This window comes from Novacetimonas cocois (assembly GCF_003311635.1).
GTDB classification, from domain to species: domain Bacteria; phylum Pseudomonadota; class Alphaproteobacteria; order Acetobacterales; family Acetobacteraceae; genus Novacetimonas; species Novacetimonas cocois.
In genome coordinates this window covers 88913-108008 of the sequence record NZ_QEXL01000008.1, presented here as the reverse complement: position 1 = coordinate 108008, position 19096 = coordinate 88913, and the positions used below count along the sequence as shown (strand labels likewise).

Here is a 19096-nt window from a genome sequence, read left to right as displayed (position 1 = left end):
TGTACAGAACGGTTGTCACGTTTACGTTATTCTTGGAAATAAATTTTTAACCATTCCACGGAACTTGCCGCCCTGCTGCCACGTATACGGCCTGTTACGGCCAGACGAGCAATCGTGGATATGCTCCCCCGACATGGCCGAACCAGATGAAAAAAAGTGGCATCAAATATTCTGGCTCTTCATGTTCTGTAATAATGCGGAGTATATCATGGATGCTCATCTTTCCGCCGCAACGGCCGGAACCGCTCCTTCGGCGCTCCCGCTTGACGATGCCTCCCTGCGCGACGTGGATGAGATCATCATTCCGACAACACAGTTGCGCCACATACATTTTTCATGTGCGACAGCCCTGATTGCCACGGACTGCGCCGCATTTTCCGTATCCCTGGCGCTGGAAGAAATATTATTTCCAAAAAACATTTATTACGTGGAAAGTATTTTCTTCACTTCATGCGCCCTGTTCATCGTGATGATCGGATACCTTGCCTATCTGCGGCATTATACCGATCGCCTGCCGTTCTGGACCGAAAGTGCCCAGATCATCATGACGACGGGACTGGCGGCCGCGGCCCTCGTCATCCTTTCATGGCGCGACATGCATGACATGGCGGCGCTGTTTCCGTTCCTTGCCTTCCCCTTCATCGACATCATGCTGCGCCAGGCAACCAAACGGGTCCTGCACGGCATGGGGCTGTGGCGCATTCCCGTGCTGCTTGCGGGGGAGCCGGAGGACTGTGCGCGCGCCATCGAAATCCTTACCAGCGAACGCTTTCCCGGCCTGCGTTCGGTCGGCTGCATTCCCCCTTCGCGCCTGCTGCGGATGTCGGGCACCCATCTGCATCGCATGCTGCTGGCGCGGCACGGGGCGGCCCGCCTGCTGCTGGTGATGGATGTCCATGATGGCGACGGTCGCAACGTGGTGGAACATGTCACCCGCACGCGCCTGCCCTTTTCGCTGATGCCGCCGATGCGGGGCCTGCCGCTGGATCATGGATGCCAGTCATATTTCAGCCATGACGGCATGATGATGACCTTCCGCAGCAATCTTGAACGTCCGCTCCATCGCGGGGCGAAGGTCGCACTTGACCTATTTGTTGCGTCGCTGGTTCTTCTGGCGCTCCTGCCAGTGCTGGCGGTGATCTATGCTTTCGTGCGGCTGGACGGGGGACCGGCGATTTTCGGCCACATGCGCATCGGGCGCAATGGCCGGCCCTTCCGCTGCCTGAAATTCAGGACCATGGCGGTCAATGCCGACAGCATCCTTGCCGATCTGCTGGCCCGCGACCCGGCGGCGGCTGCGGAATGGGCGGCGACGCGCAAGCTGACGTCCGATCCACGCATCACGCGGGTGGGAAAGATCCTGCGCAAGACAAGCCTTGATGAACTGCCGCAGGTCTTCAACGTGCTGCGCCTTGAAATGAGTCTTGTCGGTCCACGTCCCATCGTCATGGCCGAAGAGGTCCATTACGGCGCCGACCTGGAATATTACATGGCGACCCGTCCCGGCATCACCGGCCTGTGGCAGGTCAGCGGACGTAGCGATACGTCCTACACCCGGCGTGTCCAGCTGGATAACTGGTACGTACGTAACTGGAGCCTGTGGCGTGACATCATAATCCTGCTGAAAACCGTCCCGGCGGTACTGGCACAGAAAGGCGCGCGCTGACCCCTGTCCGCGCCGCGTCATGGACGCCGCTGTGCCCCCTTTATCCGCCCCCTCCCCTTTCGAGAGGACGCAAGCGATGAATACGCTTCAATTGCCCGCATCATTCAACGGCCCGGCGGCGCCGGACCCGATGGCGACGCAACAGGTTTCACCCTTGCATGCCTTCAGCATCATGAACCGCCACCGCCTGGCCATCGCGCTGGTAACGCTGGGGATCGCGGTGCCGGCGGGGTTCGGGATATTTTCCCTCAGGCCTTATTACAGCGCGTCCTCCATCCTGATCGTCGGCACCCGGCAGGCCCCGTTTCGCGACCTGCAGGCCACCGTTTCCTCGCCCGAGGTCGATACCGTGGCCGTCAATAGCGAGGTCAGCATCCTGCGCAGCCCGGCGATCGCACGCGCCGTGGTAAAAAAACTCGACCTGGTGGATGATCCCGACGTGCGCGAGGCGCTGGATCATGTCCCGCTGACCAAACGCATCATAAATGCCGTATCGCGCCTTTTCGTCACCCCGCCGCCGCAGCTTCCCATGACGCCGGACGAGCGGCTGCAGGCGACCAGCCTGCTGCTGGATCAGTGGGTGACGATCCTTAACGACGGACGTTCCTATATCATCACCATTACCGCCAGCATGAACAATGCGCAGACCAGCGCGCGCATCGCCAATGCGTATGCGGACGTCTATCTCGACTTCAAGCGTCACATGAAGATATCGGCAACGTGGCAGGCGAACGCGTTGCTGGACGAACAGATTGCCCCCCTGCGGGAACGGCTGCGCAAGGCGGAACAGGCGGTACAGGCCTTTCGGGAAAAGAATGGCCTGATCGCCGCGGAACTGGAACGTGCGCCGGGTGCGAACGGCACCAGCAACGACAATGGCGGCACAACCGTCACCGACCAGCAGCTGATCCAGATGAACCGTGAGCTCATTACCGCGCGCGGCGATCTGGAAAGCCGGCGCGCGCGGTACGCAGAAATCAGGAATGCGCTGAACAATGGCAGCGTGGACAGCATCCCCGACGCTGTCTCTTCGCCCCTCATCCAGCAGCTCCAGGCGCAGGAGGCCCAGATCAGCAGCCGCGCCGCCAGCCTGAGCCAGACGGTCATGGATGGCAATCCCGACCTTCAGTCCGTGCGCGCGGCGGCTGCCCAGGTCCGCAGCCGCATCGGCGCGGAGGTCCACCGCATCGCCAACAGCGCCGCCAAGGAACTGGCCAGCGCCGAAGCCCGCGTGTCGGCCCTGTCGGCCGAGGTCAACCGGCTTCAGGGACAGGTCACCGCCGAGAACGAGGCGGATGTGACCCTGCGCCAGCTGCAGAGCGAAGCCACGGCGGCACGCACGGTATACCAGGACTATCTGGGGCGGTTTGCCCAGACATCCACGCAGGCGGAACTGCAGGTGGCGGAGGCCGACCTCATTTCGCGCGCCGACACCCCCATTGGCCCCTATGGCCCGCCGCGCACGCAGTACATGGCCATCGCCCTCCTGTTTTCCCTTATCGCGGGGGCGGGGTCCGCCCTGATCATCGACCGGATGCGCAAGGGGGTGCGCAGCACGGCGGAACTCGACGCCATTCCGGGGCTGTTCGCGCTGGGACTTGTCCCGGCATTCGCCGGCACCCTGTCGCGCCAGTACGCCAGCAGGGAACGTTCGGCCTATCTGGAAACCGTGGAATCGATCCGCAGCGTCCTTTCGTTCGGCCACAGCCGTTTTCGCGCCAAGGTGGTGCTGGTGACCTCTGCCGAGCAGGCCGAGGGCAAGACGACCTTTGCCCTGTCGCTGGCGGCCAATACGGGACGGTGCGGCCAGCGCGCGCTGGTGATCGACTGTGACATGCGCAACCCGTCGGCCATGCGCGTCATGGGCGCGGTCAGCATCGTGCGCAACAACCACATGCCGGTCGATCCCCTTCTGGCGGGGCTGGAACGCGACGTGCTGCCCGGTGTCGATATCCTGACGCCCGAGGGAATGATGCATCGTGGCGGCCGGGCCATGCTGCTGCCCGAGGAACTGGGACGCATACTCGCACAGGTGGGATCGCAGTATGACATGATCCTGCTCGATACCCCGCCGGCGCTGGCCTTCCCGGACGCAGCCGTCCTGTCGCGCCAGACCGATGGCGTGGTGATGGTGGTCAAATGGGGCCGGACGAGTGCGTCCACCCTGGTACAGGCGATGCGCACGCTGCATACCTATGACGCCCGCACGCTGGGCGCGGTGCTGACGCAGGCCCCCCCGCACAGCCTGGGCGAGGCGGAGAAACATCCTTTCCGGATCTACAGCCATTATGGATTGCTGCCCCCGGGCTGACGTGTGGAGTGTTTTGGTGAGACCAGTCATCTATGTCAACGGACGCTTCATGACCCAGCCATTGAGCGGCGTGCAGCGTTTTGCAATCGAAATCTGTCATGCCCTCGCCCGCGTCAGCTCCGCGCAGGGACGGCCCGCCCCGCTTATCCTGCTCCCCGATGCACAGATTACCGAGCAGGATGCCCCCAACCTGCCACGACGCACCGTTGGCAGGCGGCATGGGCAGATATGGGAACAGTGCGAACTCCCGCTGGCGGCGCGTCATGGCGTGCTGATCAACCTTGGCAATACGGCCCCGCTGTGGGGGCGGCGCCAGATCGTGATCATTCATGACGCGGGCGTATTCGGCCATCCGGAATCCTATTCTTGGAAATTCCGCCTGTGGTATCGGTTCTTACATTTTTTCCTGTGCCGGACCCGCACACGACTGGTTACCGTTTCCGAATTTTCCCGCGCGGAACTGTCGCGTTATCTCCGCATTCCGGCCTCGCGGATCACGGTCATTGGCGAAGGGGCGGACCATATCGCGCGTGTCACGCCCGACACCACGATCCTTGCGCGCCATGACCTGAAAAGCCAGCGCTTCGTCTTGGCGGTCGGCAACCTTGCGCCGCACAAGAACCTGACGCGGCTCGACGCCCTTGCCCGCGCCCTGTCGCTGCGCGGGATCCCCCTTGTCATCAGCGGCAGCGTGAACAATGCCGTCTTCAATTCCAACGGCACCCAGGTCCTGCCGAAACCCGCCACCTATGTCGGGCGCGTCAGCGACGCGGAACTGCGCGCGCTTTATGACGCGGCGGCCTGCTTCGTCTTCCCGTCGCTTTACGAAGGTTTCGGGCTTCCGCCGCTGGAAGCCATGGCCTGTGGCTGTCCGGTGGTAACGGCCGACATTCCCGTGCTGCACGAAGTCTGCGCCGACGCCGCGCTCTATGCCGATCCCACCGACCCCGAAGACATTTCCCGCAGCGTCGTGCGCATCCTTGACACGCCCGCCCTGGCACAGGAACTGCGCGCGGCAGGCACGATGCGGGCGGCCTCCTTCACATGGGACAGGGCCGCGCAGGCCCTGCTGCAGATCGCGCAGGACATAACGGCATGACGGGGTATCGCCCGCCCGCCCGCCCCACGGGCATGTGTCGCCGGCGATGCCTGATGACCTTTGCAGGCGCTGGCATGGGCATGCTGGCGGTCGTCACGCCGTTCGCCCGCGCAGCCCCCCCCACGCAGTCCGTCTGGTGCAGCGCCAGCGACCCCGCCAGCCAGCGGCTGTTCATCAGCCATCCCTATCAGCTGCCGATGACATCACGCATGGCGCTTTACGCCTATGGCGGCAGGTTCGCCCGCACCGTCAACCTGCGCTTTGGCATGCATCTGGTGCTGGAGGGCGCGTATTGCCACGGATTTTCAACGCCGCATCGCGCCGCCACGGCCCATGCGGACCTGATCGGCCGCCAGGCCGCACGTGATTTCCAGATTATCTCGGTCGGTATTTTCTAGGTCCCGCGCAGCAGGAGAAACATTCATGTCAACACCGTCGCATGTCCCTTTGCGCGCCTTTGTCCAGCTGAGTTACGGGTATGGAGCCACAAGCTGGCACGCACGATGGGAAAAGGGCGTCATCCCCGGCATAAACGAGCCCTATGCCTATGGCTATTACCGCGCGGCGGGACCGGATGTCATCATCGAACAGTCCGAAGACAGGGTGGAAAATCCACTCTCCCGCCTTGTCCGTTACGGGGTGCGGTTCCTCATCGGCTTTGACTTCGTGCATGCGTGGCGCAATCGGGCGGGGATCCTGTCGTCCGATGTCGTCTGGACCCATACCGAGGCACAGGCCATGGCTGTCCTGCTGCTGTATCGCCTGACGCCCCGCGCCCGCCATCCCCCGCTGATTGCCCAGAGCGTGTGGCTGATGGATCGCTGGGACCAGGAAGCATGGTGGCGCAGATGGATGATGCGCCTGCTGCTGTCGCGCGCGGACCTGCTGACGTTCCTGTCGCCGGAAAACATGGCCCGGGCACGCACCATCTTTCCGGGGCAGAGGATGGCATGGGTGGAATTCGGCATCCGCGCGGACGAGATGACGCCCCATGCGCCGATGGCGCATAAGTCCGGCGATCCCATCAGGGTCCTGTCGCTGGGCAATGACCGCCATCGCGACTGGACCACCCTCATCACCGCGACATCGCGCCTGCCCGATGACGTGCCGTGTCACGTCACCATCGCCACGGCCAACCGCATTGATGTTCCGCCCCATGTCACGCGTATCACCCCCACGAACAATGACACGCTGTTCGCATTGTACGATCAGGCCGACCTGGTGGTCGTGCCGCTTACACGCAACCTGCATGCCTCCGGCATTACGGTCATCGAGGAAGCGACCATACGCGGGTTGCCGGTCATTGCCACCGACACCGGGGGACTGCGCCACTATTTCGATGAACAGTGCGTATTCTATGTTCCCATCGGCGACGTGCAGGCGCTGGCGCAGGCCATCGTCACGCTGGCCTGCGATCCGGATCGATGCGCGGAGATGGTCGAACGCGCACGCGCGCGGATCCACACACGGCTGAACTCCCACGCCTATGCCCTGCGGCATGTCGCCCTGTCGCGTGAACTGCTGTCGCAGGGGGCGCCTGCGTCTGACAGTCCGAAGGAGAATACCGCGCCCGCCACCCACGACATGAAGATCACGATCGCGATCGCCACCAGTGGGCGCCCCGAAATCCTGCGTGAAACCGTCGCCCAGCTGCGTCGCCAGACCCATCCCGCGCAGCAGATCCTCATATGCGCCCCCACGGCACAGGACATAGCAGGTCTGGAAGCTTCCGCCGGGGTGACCCTGCTGCAGGGACCGCGCGGACTGGCGCATCAGCGCAATGTCCTACTGGATCATGCCAGGGATGCGGATGTCATCGTGTTTTTCGATGATGATTTCCTGGCCGATCCCGATTACCTGGCACGCTGCGCGGACGCGTTTGCCGCGGATCCGGAAATCGTGGTGGCAACCGGACGTGTCCTGGCGGACGGGGCGAAAGGGCCGGGCCTGCCGGTGGACGAGGGACGCGCCATGCTGGAGGATTCACGCGTCAACGACACATCATCCCTGCCGGCCGTGCAACCGGCGTGGAACGGATATGGATGCAACATGGCCTATCGCCTTTCCACCATTCGCGAGGCCGGGCTGCGCTTTGACGAACGCCTGCCGCTTTATGCATGGTACGAAGACATCGATTTTTCCCGCCAGCTGGGACAGCGCGGGCGCATCGTACGCGTCAACGGGGCGAAAGGCGTCCATCTGGGCAGCAAATCGGGACGCACGCCAGGACGTCGCCTGGGATATTCGCAGGTGGTCAATCCGCTTTATCTTTTTCGCAAGGGAACATTTCCCCTTGACCATGCCCTGCGCAGCATCGGGCGCAACATCGCGATGAACATCGTGCGCAGCGTATGGCCTGAACCCTATATCGACCGACGGGGTCGCGTCATCGGCAACTGGCTGGCGCTGCGCGATGCCATGCGCGGTCACGTCGCCCCAGAAAAAATGCTGACACTTTAACGGAAAAAGGGTTTTTTCATGTTCTTTTCCCTGATCATTCCGACACTGGGCCGGGTGGAGGAACTGCAAGACCTTCTGCTTTCCCTGACCCGCCAGTCCCTGAAAACGTTCGAGGTCATCATTGTCGATCAGAATGACGATGACCGCCTTGTTCCCCTTGTCGCCCGGTTTACGGAAAAGCTGAGCATCCTGCATCTGCGCAGCGACATCCGGCAATGCAATCACGCCCGCAACCTCGGCGCCCGTCACGCGGGTGGGGACATCCTTACCTTTCCTGATGATGACTGCATCTATACTGAAAATGTTCTGAAAACGGTTGACCGGATGTTCAGCAATGTCCGCTCGCCTGAATTCATCACCGGATCTGTCATCACGCACGAAGGGAATGCCGGGCGTTCCGGACGATGGCAGACGCAGGAAACGGTCATCGACAGCCACACCGTCTGGACCTGCCTGATCGAATTCAATTTCTTCATCCGTCGCCCGGCATTCATCGCCGTTGGCGGGTTCGATGAAAGCCTTGGCCCCGGAACGCCTTTCGGATCGGCAGAGGGACAGGACCTGGCGCTGCGCTTACTCAAAAAAGGATTTGCCGGACTGTATATTCCCTCCCTGCGCATCATTCACGCGGACAAGCCCGTGGCACTTAACGTCACGCGCGCCTATGGCTATGGCGCCGGGATGGGGCGGGTCATGCGCAAGAACTGTCTTGATCCCGCCACGGTCGTTTCATTCCTTCTGCGGCCGATCGCAGGCAGCATCCTTTACCTGATCAAAGGTGATTTTTTAATTTCCCGTTACTATGTAATGACATTCCTTGGAAGAATGAAAGGCTACCTTTCCTGCCGTGCGGGGATGGCAATGGAGGTTTCCCCGACTGGATAGACCACCGGGGCAGGAGCGCGGACGGCAGCGATTTTCCCCGGATAACGTCTGGAGATGACCTGCCGCAGCGGTTCGTCAATTCCCTTGAGCACACCGAATGATATCGCAATTGCCATGACGAAGACAAGGGGTATTTCAATCTGGGCCATGCGTGCATGCATCGTTGCATGAAACAGGCCATTGACCCAGCAGAAAACCGGATAATGCAACGCATACAGCGGGTACGACAGTTCCCCCCCCAGCAGGGACATCCGCGACAGGCCGGGCGAAAGACGCACGCGCGCGCCCGAAATAACCAGAAGTGGCGAAAATACCGCGATCCATGCCAGCTCAACCCCACGCGGAACGGCATACGGCCAGAAAAACAGTAACGCCATGACAGACAGGCTTGTGACGAATGTCATCCTGCCGGTAATGGCAGCGGGAATGACTGGCGCAAACCTGTACAGGGCCACACCGATAAAAAACGAAGCCCCGACCCGTGGAAAGCCACTCAGGAATGTCGCGGGAACATCTCCCCCCAGTCCGTATATCCCCACCAGCGGCAGGCAGATGACGATGACCGCCAGCGACAGGTAACGCTGGTCAAGGCGTCGTGTCGCCCACCAGAACAGGTTGATGAAAATTTCCAGGAAAAGAGAATATTGCGGGCCATTAAGGGGAAAAACCTGCGGACCGCCGACCTCGCGCGGTGCCGACAGATAGGGAATGTCAAGTAATGACAGCATGACCGCAGTCAGGAATACACCGTATGACACGACCTCCCCATTCAGATGGCCGCGTGACAGCACATATGCCGCCCCGACGATGGTCGCTACGACGATGACCGGCATCAGGCGGACAAGCCGACGAAAAAGGAACTGTCCCGTGGATAGCGATCCCTGCCCCATCATGCGCATGCCGTAGGAAAGCGTGAGCACATATCCGCTGAGACAGAAGAACAGATCCACGGCCAGTCCGCTGTTGACCGCAAGTTCCGGCACATCCAGCCAATGGCCAAGGTGAAAGATCATGACGGAAAGGGCTGCAAAACCACGCACGCCATCCAGAGCCGCATAATGATGTCTTGGAGCCCCCATATCCCGTTCCCTGTGCTGGATTGGATCACGCCCGTCACATGATCTGTCGGATGAAACAGGCCAGCGGGCGGTACGGTTCTGGAAGATGGAAAATATTTTCGGTCATTTCCATTCCGTGTCCCTGCACAAGACGCAATGACATGGTCCCCATGACAGGAGCATCCGGCACATTTCCGCGACCATTTCATCCATGAAATATTACTCTGATTATATATTAATCAGAAAATATATAATGAAAAATGTAATATTAAATTCTTTATGACTTTCGCATCCCCGTGGAACCCGCTGCATCTTCCGGTCGTTCGCGACAAGCAGCCAGAGGGATCATTCCGGCAGGTTGGTTCAGATGGCATCCCAACATTACAGGAAGATTCCGATGCATTACCTTGTGACAGGGGGGGCCGGTTTCGTCGGCAGCCATGTAGTACTTGCCCTGCGCGATGCAGGTCATTCCGTCGTGGTGTTCGATAATCTCAGCACGGGCCACAGGGCAGCCGTTCCTGCGGATGTTCCTCTGATTGTCGGCGATCTTTCGGATCAGGCCCTTCTGGGCGGGATCATGGAGCACGAAAGGTTCGACGGAGTACTGCATTTCGCCGCCCTCTCCCTTGTCGGGGACAGCATGCGTTCGCCATTTACCTACCTGCGGCAAAATTACCTTAACAGCCTGCAACTTATCGAACTGTGCGTATATCATTCCATCCGCCGGTTTGTCTTTTCCTCCACCGCCGCGCTGTTCGGCACGCCTGAACAGCAGCCGATCATGGAACATGCGGACGTCAATCCGGGCTCCCCTTACGGGGAAAGCAAGTTCCTGATTGAACGTGTCCTGCACTGGTCGGAAAAGATTTACGGACTGCATAGTGCATGCCTGCGTTACTTCAACGCCGCCGGATCGGATCCCATGGGACGCGCGGGCGAAGATCACCGTCCCGAAACCCACCTGATCCCGCTTGCGATCGATACCGCGCTGGGACGCCGGGAACGCCTTTCCCTTTTTGGCGCGGATTACGACACGCATGACGGAACATGCGTGCGCGATTACATCCATGTCACCGATCTTGCCCATGCGCATCTGGTCGCGCTGGAACAGATCGAGACACGCAGCGTCACATACAATGTCGGCAATACAACAGGGTTTTCAAACCTTGATGTCATCCGCTCTGTCGAGCGCGTCACGGGACAACGCATCAACTGGTCCTGGGCCGATCGCCGGCCGGGCGACCCGGCCATCCTGATCGCGGGTTCGCAACGGCTGCGGACGGAAACGGGATGGACGCCGCGCATCGCCTCCCTTGATGATATCGTCGAAACCGCCTACCGCTGGCGCCTGACCCATCCGGAAGGATATGCGGCCCCCGTGCCCCAGCCCGCATTTTCCCACGAAACCCCGCAAATCCCCCTGCCGCCGCATATCGCGGACTTCCCCATTCCCGTCATCGCGGACGAAGCGTACCGACCCACCCCGTCGTAACGCGGATTTTGGAATTCCGCGTTCACGGCACGGTCCATTCGTATGGGGAACCGTCATGACCCGATATCACACCATCGCAGAACGGGCAGGATCATAACTCCATGACATCTTCGCAACATGCGCGGCTGACCCGCATGCAGACGGTACTGTTCAATGCAGGATGGAACATGCTGGGCCGTATCGGGCCGGTCGCGGTTGCCCTGCTGGTCACTCCTCCCCTCATCGACAGGCTGGGCCTTGCCCGGTGGGGCGTGCTGACCATCGCGCTCAGCCTGGTCGGGACATTCGGCATCTTTGATTTCGGGCTGGGACGTGCACTGACCCGCGCCATTGCCGAACGCATTACCGATGGCTGCGAAGAAGAAAGCGCCAGCCTGACATTGACCGGTATCCTCACGCTCGGCCTGTTCGGGCTGGTGGGGGGACTGATCGCCGCGTTGTGCGTGCGGCTGTGGGTTTATCATGGTCTGAAAATTCCCGCGGACCTGCGGTACCAGACGATGGTGTCCATGTGGGTGCTGTGCGCGACCGCGCCGCTGGTGATGATCAACGCCGCGATGTGGGGGGTCATGTCCGCGTATCAGGCGTTCCGCACGGCGAACCTGATCAACATTCCCATTTCCATCATGTATTACCTTGGTCCCCTGCTGATCCTTCAGGTCTGGGACAGCTTGGTGGGCGTCATGCTGGTGCTTGCGCTATGCCGGCTGGCGATGACGGTGGGATACGGGCTTGTGTGCCTGCGCATCATGCCCTCCCTGCGGCATGCCCGTCCCGCATTCGCACTGTTGCGGCCGCTGTTCCGGATTGGCGGGTGGATGACCATTTCCAACCTGATGTTTCCGATCCTGTCCTATATGGACCGCTTCATGATCGCGACGGTGCTGTCCGCCGCAGTGACGGGATACTACACCACCGCGTTTGACGTGGTGGCCCGCCTTTCGATGATTACCATGGCTGTGACCAGCACCGCCTATCCCGCCATGGCCGCATGCTGGCGGACGGATACCGCCGCCACCGTCGCCCTGTATCGCAACAGCATCCTGACGGTTGTGGGGCTGCTGTTTCCCTTCTGCCTGATCGGCTCCATCTTCAGCCATGATATTCTGGCGTTGTGGGTCGGGGCGGATTTTGCACGGCACAGCACGCTTATCATGAAATGCCTGAGCATCGGGGTCTTCGTCTTCGGCATGGATGCGGTGGCTGCCGGTTTCCTTGACGGCATAGGACGGGCGGAAATGAACGCCATGCTGTCGGTGGTGGAGGTTATCGTCTATATACCGCTGCTGCTGCTGTTTCTGCACTGGTTCGGCGTCAATGGCGCGGCTTTCGCATGGGCCAGCCGCAGTGTCATGGACTGTCTGGTGCGCATCCGTCTGGGCATCCGGCTGTATTCCTGGCTGACGCAGGTGATACGCCATCTGCTGCCAACGGCGATCGCGGGCGTGGGGGCCCTGCTGCTGGCGCTGCCCCATACTTCACATCTTGTCAGTTGTCTGATCGCGGCGGTTGGCCTGACGATATTTTATGTCGTCCTGTGGCGGCAGGGTCTGGCGGATGAGGAAAGGAACTCCATACGCCAGATGCTTGGTCAGGCATGGACACTGGGACGGCAGGGCCTGGGCTGGCATTCACAGGGATAATGGCGGCCCTGCCTGTCGGCCCGATCCTACAGGCAGGGGCTATCCCCCCGCTTCGCAGCGCCAGATCATGTAGGTCGCCACGCAGAAAATCACCCCGGCAAAAAATATGGTCAGTGCGCCGGATGATCCCGCCATCCGGCGCGAAACCCGCATCCCGGCATAGCTTCCCACTGTTCCTCCGATAATGAACAGCGCCGCCAGCCCCCAGTCGATATAGCCTGAAATCATGTAACTGATCGCGGTGCTGAGGCCGAAAGCCGCAACAGCCACCAGCGACGTGCCCACGGCGTTAAGGATCGGCATATGGGTCGATGCGATCAGTCCCGGCACGATCAGGAAACCGCCGCCGATCCCGAAGAAACCGGACAGCAGCCCGGTCAGACCGCCAAAGGTCATGACCTTTGACGCGTTCTGGCGATTGCACTGCGCATCGGCGCATCCACGATCATGCCGCCCCCGCAGCATGAGGAATCCCACCCCGATCATCAGGATGGCGAAACACAGCAGCAGCCGCCTGCCATCGACCGCCTTGCCGACGGAGGCACCGACCAATGCCCCCACGATGCCGCATGACGCAAAAATGGCCGCGCACCGCCATTTCACGGTCTGCGCGCGCGCATGATGCACCAGTCCCGCCAGGGCATTGACCGCCACGCTGACCGCGCTGGTCCCGATTGCCACATGCGGGTTCGACACCCCCACCACATAGACCATCAACGGCACGGCCAGAATGGATCCCCCGCCCCCGATCAGGCCAAGGGTAAACCCCACGACGCCCCCCGACAGCAGTTCAAGCAGCACGTGCGCGGGATCAGACACCATGCCACCGCCATCCATAAAAGCAGGGAATTCCCATCAATCTGTCGTCCCTCCACCAGGCCTCACGCTTCCTGCGATAACGGCCAGGGGGCCGCATCCGGCATCCCGGCCGCGTGTCCTTTTACAGCTATCAGGAATTTTTAAAAATCCATTTCCCTTCCCCGACACGAACCTGCTGGCCCCTTGCCTTTCAGCGGGAGACCGCCCGGCATCGGAGACCTGTCCTGAATGGCGGGACATCGCAGATGGCATGGTATTTATAAAATACATCAATGGAACAGGCGAATTTATATATGAATTAACCAGAAATACCGCAGATCGCTCCCTTTTCATGCGCCATGCAGGTTCATTCAGGTTTTTTACCAGACAGCAATGGTAAATCAGGAAGATCAGAAGCCCCATGGCGGCACTGGCGCAGGCATGCCCGGTATGAAAAACGATGAAACGCGGATATCGCCCGTACTGCATGCCCCTCATCGAAAAGGATGGAGTTCTTGCCTGTTGCTCTGCTGGCCCTTGCAATCGGGGCTTTTGGCCTTGGCACCACGGAAACCATTGTCATGGGGCTGCTGCCCCAGTTATCAAGCGACCTGCATGTCACGATCGCACAGGCGGGCCTTCTGGTCTCGGGCTATGCGATTGGCGTGACCATTGCCTCCCCGCTGGTGGCGGTGCTGACCAACAGTTTTTCCCGTCGCGATACGCTTTTGCTGATGATGGCCATCTTCATCGCGGGCAATGCCTGCAGCGCCATCGCAGGTGGATACTGGTTCCTGATGGCGGCGCGCGTCCTGACGTCATTTTCGCATGGAACGTTCTATGGCGCGGCCTCCATCATGGCGGCCCAGCTTGTCGTGCCGGAAAAACGGGCCGAGGCCCTCTCCCTCGTCTATATCGGCCTGACGCTTGCCATGATCCTCGGCGTGCCGTTGGGAACGGTGGTGGCGCAGATGACCACGTGGCGCATGGCGTTCTGGCTGATCTGCGGCATCGGCGTCGTGGCATTGGGCACGATGTGGATATGGATCCCGCAGGATGGAAAATCCGCAACGCCCATCAGGCTGCGTGAACAGTTCCGCGCCATGACGCAGCCGCTGGTCGTGACGATGATGCTGGTGTCAATGTGCACCTCCTCCAGCATGTTTTCCCTGTTTACCTACATTTCGCCCTTCCTGCAGATCCGCACTGGCCTGACGCCGCATGTGATCGATGGCGTGCTGCTGATGATCGGCGGGGGGCTGTGCCTTGGCAACCTGCTGGGTGGGCGTCTGGCGGACTGGAAGATGCTGCCTTCGTGCGCCGGGCTGATGGCGTCCGTGGCGCTGGTGCAGCTTTGCCTGGCACCCGGCAGCCTGCATGTCTGGAGCTGCCTTGTACTGCTGTTCCTGTGGGGGGTGTTCATCTACGCCCCGATGGCCCCGTTACAGACCTATGTGGTGACCTGTTCCGGATCGGCGCCCAATATCGCGGCCGTCATGAACCAGAGTTCCTTCAATTTCGGCAATGCCATCGGGGCATGGGCCGGCGGCGTGGTGGTGGGCACCCGCTGGTCTTATGCCGGCCTGCCCATCCTTGCGGCATGCTTTGCCGCCATCGGCTTCGGACTGGTGCTTCTGGCGCAATATTTTCAGTCCAGGGATGCGACACGCCTTCATGCCACGGCAAAGGCGACCTCCGCCCCATCGGAACAGCTGCATTCCTGACTTGTCCCGTTCCGGGCCATGACGGCGCATGGGGGGCCGTTTCCCATGCGCCGCAAGCGCCGTTCGGTGACGGCCGCCCCGGTCAGGCCACGCTTTCGGCCTTCCAGTTCCTGCGCTTCGTGGTCTTGCCGATGCCGGGATTGAAGCAGTTGCATGGGTCAAGGCTGCGGTAATGCTGCTGCAACGCAGGCGGCGCGGCATACAGGTGACCGTAATTGTGTTCCGCCGGATAACGCGCGCCCCTTGCGTCAAGAAGCCCAAGCATCTGCGTCTCGATCGCGGCGCAGTCATTACCCTTTCGCACGATATAGTCCTGATGCATGACGTGGCACAGGAAATGCCCGTAATAGAGCTTCACGATCAGCCTGCGATCAAGCTCCGACGGCAGTGTTTCGGACCAGTTTCGATCATTCCGCCGCAACGCGACATCCAGCGCGACGATGTTTTCCACCGTGCGATGATGCGTCGTGCGATAACGGATCGCCGCCCCCGCCGCCGCGAAACGGTGCAAAAAGGCCTTCGCCCCTTCATCGGGTGTGCAGGCAAAATAGCGGGTCCCGCTTCGCGCGCAGAAACTGTCGAGGAACGCACGTGCCTCGTCCGTCAGTTCCGCGCCGACCTTCAGCATCAGATGATGTTCAAAGCGGTCCCGGTACTCATACATGCGTTTTGGAAGATGTTTTGGGAAAAGCCTGCTGAGGAACTGAAGTATCCGGTCACTCATATTCCCCGGCAGGAAAGGAACCCGTTCCGTCAGGCGGTCGAAGCGGTTTTTCAGCGCGAACAGCATCGGCAGGCGGCGGGTGCCGATCGCGCGAATGATCAGGAACGTGTCCTTGCCATATTCCTCGGCAATATCGAACGCGTCACGATGGATGTATTCGCCCGCGATCGGCAGTTCGGAAAACGACGTCAGGATATGCCGCCGGATTTCCTCGAGTTCATCGGGATTGTTCGTCCCGATATAGAAAACTGCCGGATTGCGCTGCGCCGGAAAGGTATCAAGCCGGACCGCGAACAGGGCCATACGCCCCGCGCACCCGGCCCCTTCGAACAGGCGCGCCGGATCGGCATTGTAACGCGCGGGGGTATCGGCCTCCACATCACGGACATGCGTGGCATAGTCGTCATCATGCCCCTTGCCCGCCTTCCAGTTGATCGCCTTTTCGGCAATGACACCCCGGTCGAGGTTGCCCAGTATCTCTTCCGGCGTGGAGCCGAGTTCAATGCCCAGATGATTGACAAGGTGCAGGTTGCCCTGTTCATCGGCCTGCGCGAAGATCGACATCTGTGTAAAGGCCGGCCCGCGCTGCACCAAGGCCCCGCCGGAATTGTTGCTGACGCCGCCGAATACCGCGGCCCCGATACATGACGATCCGATGACCGAATGCGGTTCACGCCCGATGGGCGCCAGCGTGCGTTCAAGCTGGTCCAGCGTGGCGCCGGGCAGGCAGACAACCTGACGTCCACCACCGATCAGGAATATCTTTTTCATCCGCATGCCGCTGATGATGACGATATCGCGGTCATAATCGTTGCCATCAGGGGTGGAACCGCCGGTAATGCCGGTATTCGCCGCCTGCATCAGCACGATCTTGTCCGCCTTCATGCAGGCCTGGATGACGCGCCATTGTTCCACAAGCGAGCCGGGATGCACCACGGCAAGCGCGTTTCCCAGCCCGAAGCGGAATCCCCGCCGGAATGGCAGTGTCCGGGCCGGGTCCGTCAGGACATGCGCATCCCCCACGATCTGGCGCAGTTGCGCCACAAAGGGGGTATCCGCACCGCTGGAGTGACGGGCGCGGGAAAGGCGGGATATCAGGGCTCCGAACATGGCGGGATCTTCTTTCTGTTGCGGGAAACGGACGGCAGACTGCCTACAGGGTGCCGATGACTTTCAGGCCCACGACCTCTGCATTGGGAATGTGCGAGGTTTCCCCCGGGCGCATCATGTATTGGAACTCTGGCTGGACCAGGATGCCGGGATAGACCGGGACACCGTAATAGGCCTCCAGCACGGCGGCATGTGTCTGCGCGCCATTGGCATGCCCCCCCGGCAGCAGCCCCGCATCCATGCGCAGGCGCTGTCCCTCCGTGGTGCGGGGGCTGATCTGGTAATAGGAATACATCACCCCGAAACGGTCATGGGGACGATAGGGAATGATGCCAAGCAGGGACGACCCGATATAGAATTCATCCGATATGACGGAAACGTCAGGCGTATTATGGATGTATCCACCCAGCACGTATCCGCCCGCCATCTGGTTGGTGCCACCTTTTCGATAAATCATCTGGTCGGCCTCCAGATAGAACGTGTCGCGCGCCTCCCCTGCATGCGCCCGCGCGGTACCGGCGGGTACACTTCCCAGATTGTCGGCATAACGGGTCGTATCGTGCGCAAACCCAAGGACATAATGGCCGGGCAGCCGGCGCGGCCCCAGAAAGGGCTGCCACGTAAATTCAACCGGCAGCATGAGGCCCGTACTTTTCTCGCCCGCCCATGCCCAGCCGCTGATGTCCTCGTCAAGGGGACTGACGTTGTATGCCCCCATCTGCAGCAGCGTATCGCGCGTGGGACGCAGCCGCACCCTGCCCCCCCACGTCGCCTTGGGATAGACGCTGAATCCCGTATCAAGCTTGATGGCGACGGGTGCGGAACAGGTCATCATGAAACTGCACAACAGTGGCGACGTGGAAAACACATGCGTCAGCGCCATGCGCCCAAATGCCAGGTCCACCGTGTTCCCCAGAAAGGATTTCTGCGCGTACATGTCCGTCAGGTGCGCGACGGAATGACCGGACAGGCTGTACACTTCCATCAGGCTGATATTGTAATCGCCAACCCGGTCATGGGACACTTCGCGTCCCACCCGTTCCATCAGCAACGTATGCACCGTCCAGCCATTCAGCCCGAACAGGCGGCCGAGATCGAACTGGGTCTGCAATGTCAGTTCATGCACATAATCCATGCCGCGTGATATGCCGCCGCCCACATCGGCCATAGCCTCGCCCTTGTACGTAAACTGGAACGTCACGCCATAGCGTTGCAGGCGGGAGCGAAAGGCGCTGATCTGCGGCAGGATGTGTCCCGGTGCCTCGGACGAGGCATAATATCCTGCCGACAGGTCGCGTACCCGCAGGGCGTCCTCACGATTGTTCAGCAGGATCGACAGGCCTTCCGTCCTGAAAATCGTATTGAGCCGCGTCGAAACCGAGGCATGTCTGGAGGCCTGTTTCTGTTCCGCTTCCGGCTCCGGTTCCTGTGCCGGCGCGACAACAGGTCCATCATCATGCAGTCCGGCACGGGCATGCAGAGGTTTCTGAACATTCCTGTTCGCAAATGACGGCTGCGCCAGCGATGGAGAATAGGCAAAACAGGAACTCATAAGTGAACCCATGAGTCCTATTTTGTATAAATCATATAATCCATTGATATAGGCGCGCTTCATTATTTTCAGAAGGCGAATCATAAAATGGCTTTTAAAATTGCATTTCTCGATTCAGCAACACACGAAAAAGGGATTGACGCCTTCGTGACCTAAAGAAAAAGGAAAAGAGAGTGATGCGTATTCCGTCATTGTCCTTTTTATAAATACTTGCGACTTACAAATATATATTTCGGGTTTCCTGACGCTGTCGTCCTACGGGCATACGGTGCCATCCTCCCCGAATTCTGGAACACGCAGACAGAAAGCATGAAGCATGACCTATACCGTCGGACGGTACCTTGGCACGCGACTGGCCCAGATCGGANCTGAAGGATCATTTCGCGGTCGCGGGGGATTACAACCTCGTCCTGCTGGACCAGCTTCTGGAAATTGACGGGCTGCGGCAGGTCTATNNTGCTGCAACGAACTCAACTGCGGCTTCAGCGCCGAAGGCTATGCCCGCGCGAATGGCGCGGGGGCTGCCGTCGTGACCTTCAGCGTCGGCGCGCTGTCGGCGCTCAACGCCATT

General features: G+C 60.5%; 13 protein-coding genes and 1 pseudogene. 10 read left to right on the top strand and 4 right to left on the bottom strand.

Annotation, left to right across the window (positions count from 1 at the left end; translation table 11 throughout):
• The first annotated feature begins 208 nt into the window (after positions 1 to 208).
• From NJLHNGOC_RS07530 to NJLHNGOC_RS07505, 6 genes are all read left to right on the top strand, one after another.
• A complete protein-coding gene (locus tag NJLHNGOC_RS07530; protein ID WP_113595871.1) occupies positions 209 to 1666 on the top strand; it encodes an exopolysaccharide biosynthesis polyprenyl glycosylphosphotransferase in 1458 nt (485 codons plus the stop codon).
• Positions 1667 to 1742: 76 nt separating this feature from the next.
• Positions 1743 to 3977, top strand: a complete 2235-nt coding sequence (locus NJLHNGOC_RS07525; RefSeq protein WP_113595826.1) for a GumC family protein — start codon at positions 1743 to 1745, stop codon at positions 3975 to 3977.
• A gap of 49 nt (positions 3978 to 4026) precedes the next feature.
• On the top strand, positions 4027 to 5076 hold the full coding sequence (locus NJLHNGOC_RS07520; RefSeq protein ID WP_239021398.1) for a glycosyltransferase family 4 protein: 1050 nt from the start codon (positions 4027 to 4029) through the stop codon (positions 5074 to 5076).
• Positions 5073 to 5474 carry a hypothetical protein gene (locus NJLHNGOC_RS07515; protein ID WP_113595824.1) on the top strand — a complete coding sequence of 134 codons (402 nt, stop codon included), beginning with the start codon at positions 5073 to 5075 and terminating at the stop codon, positions 5472 to 5474. The genes NJLHNGOC_RS07520 and NJLHNGOC_RS07515 overlap by 4 nt, the downstream gene beginning before the upstream one ends.
• A 25-nt stretch (positions 5475 to 5499) precedes the next feature.
• On the top strand, positions 5500 to 7536 hold the full coding sequence (locus NJLHNGOC_RS07510) for a glycosyltransferase (RefSeq protein ID WP_113595823.1): 2037 nt from the start codon (positions 5500 to 5502) through the stop codon (positions 7534 to 7536).
• An 18-nt stretch (positions 7537 to 7554) separates the two neighbouring features.
• The gene (locus NJLHNGOC_RS07505; protein ID WP_113595822.1) at positions 7555 to 8421 is read left to right on the top strand and encodes a glycosyltransferase family 2 protein; all 867 of its coding nucleotides are present in this window, start codon (positions 7555 to 7557) and stop codon (positions 8419 to 8421) included.
• On the opposite strand, the gene NJLHNGOC_RS07500 is transcribed toward NJLHNGOC_RS07505, so the two are convergent.
• The gene (locus NJLHNGOC_RS07500; protein WP_113595821.1) at positions 8370 to 9500 is read right to left on the bottom strand and encodes an acyltransferase family protein; all 1131 of its coding nucleotides are present in this window, start codon (positions 9498 to 9500) and stop codon (positions 8370 to 8372) included. The two genes, NJLHNGOC_RS07505 and NJLHNGOC_RS07500, sit on opposite strands and share 52 nt — an antisense overlap.
• Positions 9501 to 9876: 376 nt before the next feature.
• On the opposite strand from NJLHNGOC_RS07500, the gene galE reads away from it, so the two are divergent.
• Entirely contained in the window at positions 9877 to 10974 is a 1098-nt protein-coding gene (gene galE / locus NJLHNGOC_RS07495) for a UDP-glucose 4-epimerase GalE (RefSeq protein ID WP_113595820.1), read from the top strand.
• 101 nt (positions 10975 to 11075) lie between these two features.
• Positions 11076 to 12617: a flippase gene (locus NJLHNGOC_RS07490; RefSeq protein ID WP_113595819.1), complete on the top strand. Its 1542-nt coding sequence runs from the start codon at positions 11076 to 11078 to the stop codon at positions 12615 to 12617.
• A 39-nt stretch (positions 12618 to 12656) separates the two neighbouring features.
• Here the strand turns inward: NJLHNGOC_RS07490 and NJLHNGOC_RS07485 are convergent, their stop codons facing one another.
• Positions 12657 to 13439 (bottom strand): sulfite exporter TauE/SafE family protein, encoded by a 783-nt coding sequence (locus tag NJLHNGOC_RS07485; protein WP_113595870.1) that lies wholly within the window; start codon positions 13437 to 13439, stop codon positions 12657 to 12659.
• A gap of 482 nt (positions 13440 to 13921) precedes the next feature.
• Here NJLHNGOC_RS07485 and NJLHNGOC_RS07480 point away from each other — a divergent pair, with 482 nt between their 5' ends.
• On the top strand, positions 13922 to 15139 hold the full coding sequence (locus NJLHNGOC_RS07480; RefSeq protein ID WP_239021397.1) for an MFS transporter: 1218 nt from the start codon (positions 13922 to 13924) through the stop codon (positions 15137 to 15139).
• Between the two features lie 82 nt (positions 15140 to 15221).
• On the opposite strand, the gene dld is transcribed toward NJLHNGOC_RS07480, so the two are convergent.
• Both dld and NJLHNGOC_RS07470 read right to left on the bottom strand, forming a co-directional pair.
• The gene (dld, locus tag NJLHNGOC_RS07475; protein WP_113595818.1) at positions 15222 to 16973 is read right to left on the bottom strand and encodes a D-lactate dehydrogenase; all 1752 of its coding nucleotides are present in this window, start codon (positions 16971 to 16973) and stop codon (positions 15222 to 15224) included.
• Positions 16974 to 17016: 43 nt separating this feature from the next.
• On the bottom strand, positions 17017 to 18525 hold the full coding sequence (locus tag NJLHNGOC_RS07470; RefSeq protein WP_113595817.1) for a carbohydrate porin: 1509 nt from the start codon (positions 18523 to 18525) through the stop codon (positions 17017 to 17019).
• Positions 18526 to 19036: 511 nt separating this feature from the next.
• Here NJLHNGOC_RS07470 and NJLHNGOC_RS16755 point away from each other — a divergent pair.
• Positions 19037 to 19096: pseudogene (locus NJLHNGOC_RS16755) on the top strand (hypothetical protein); the annotation flags it as partial.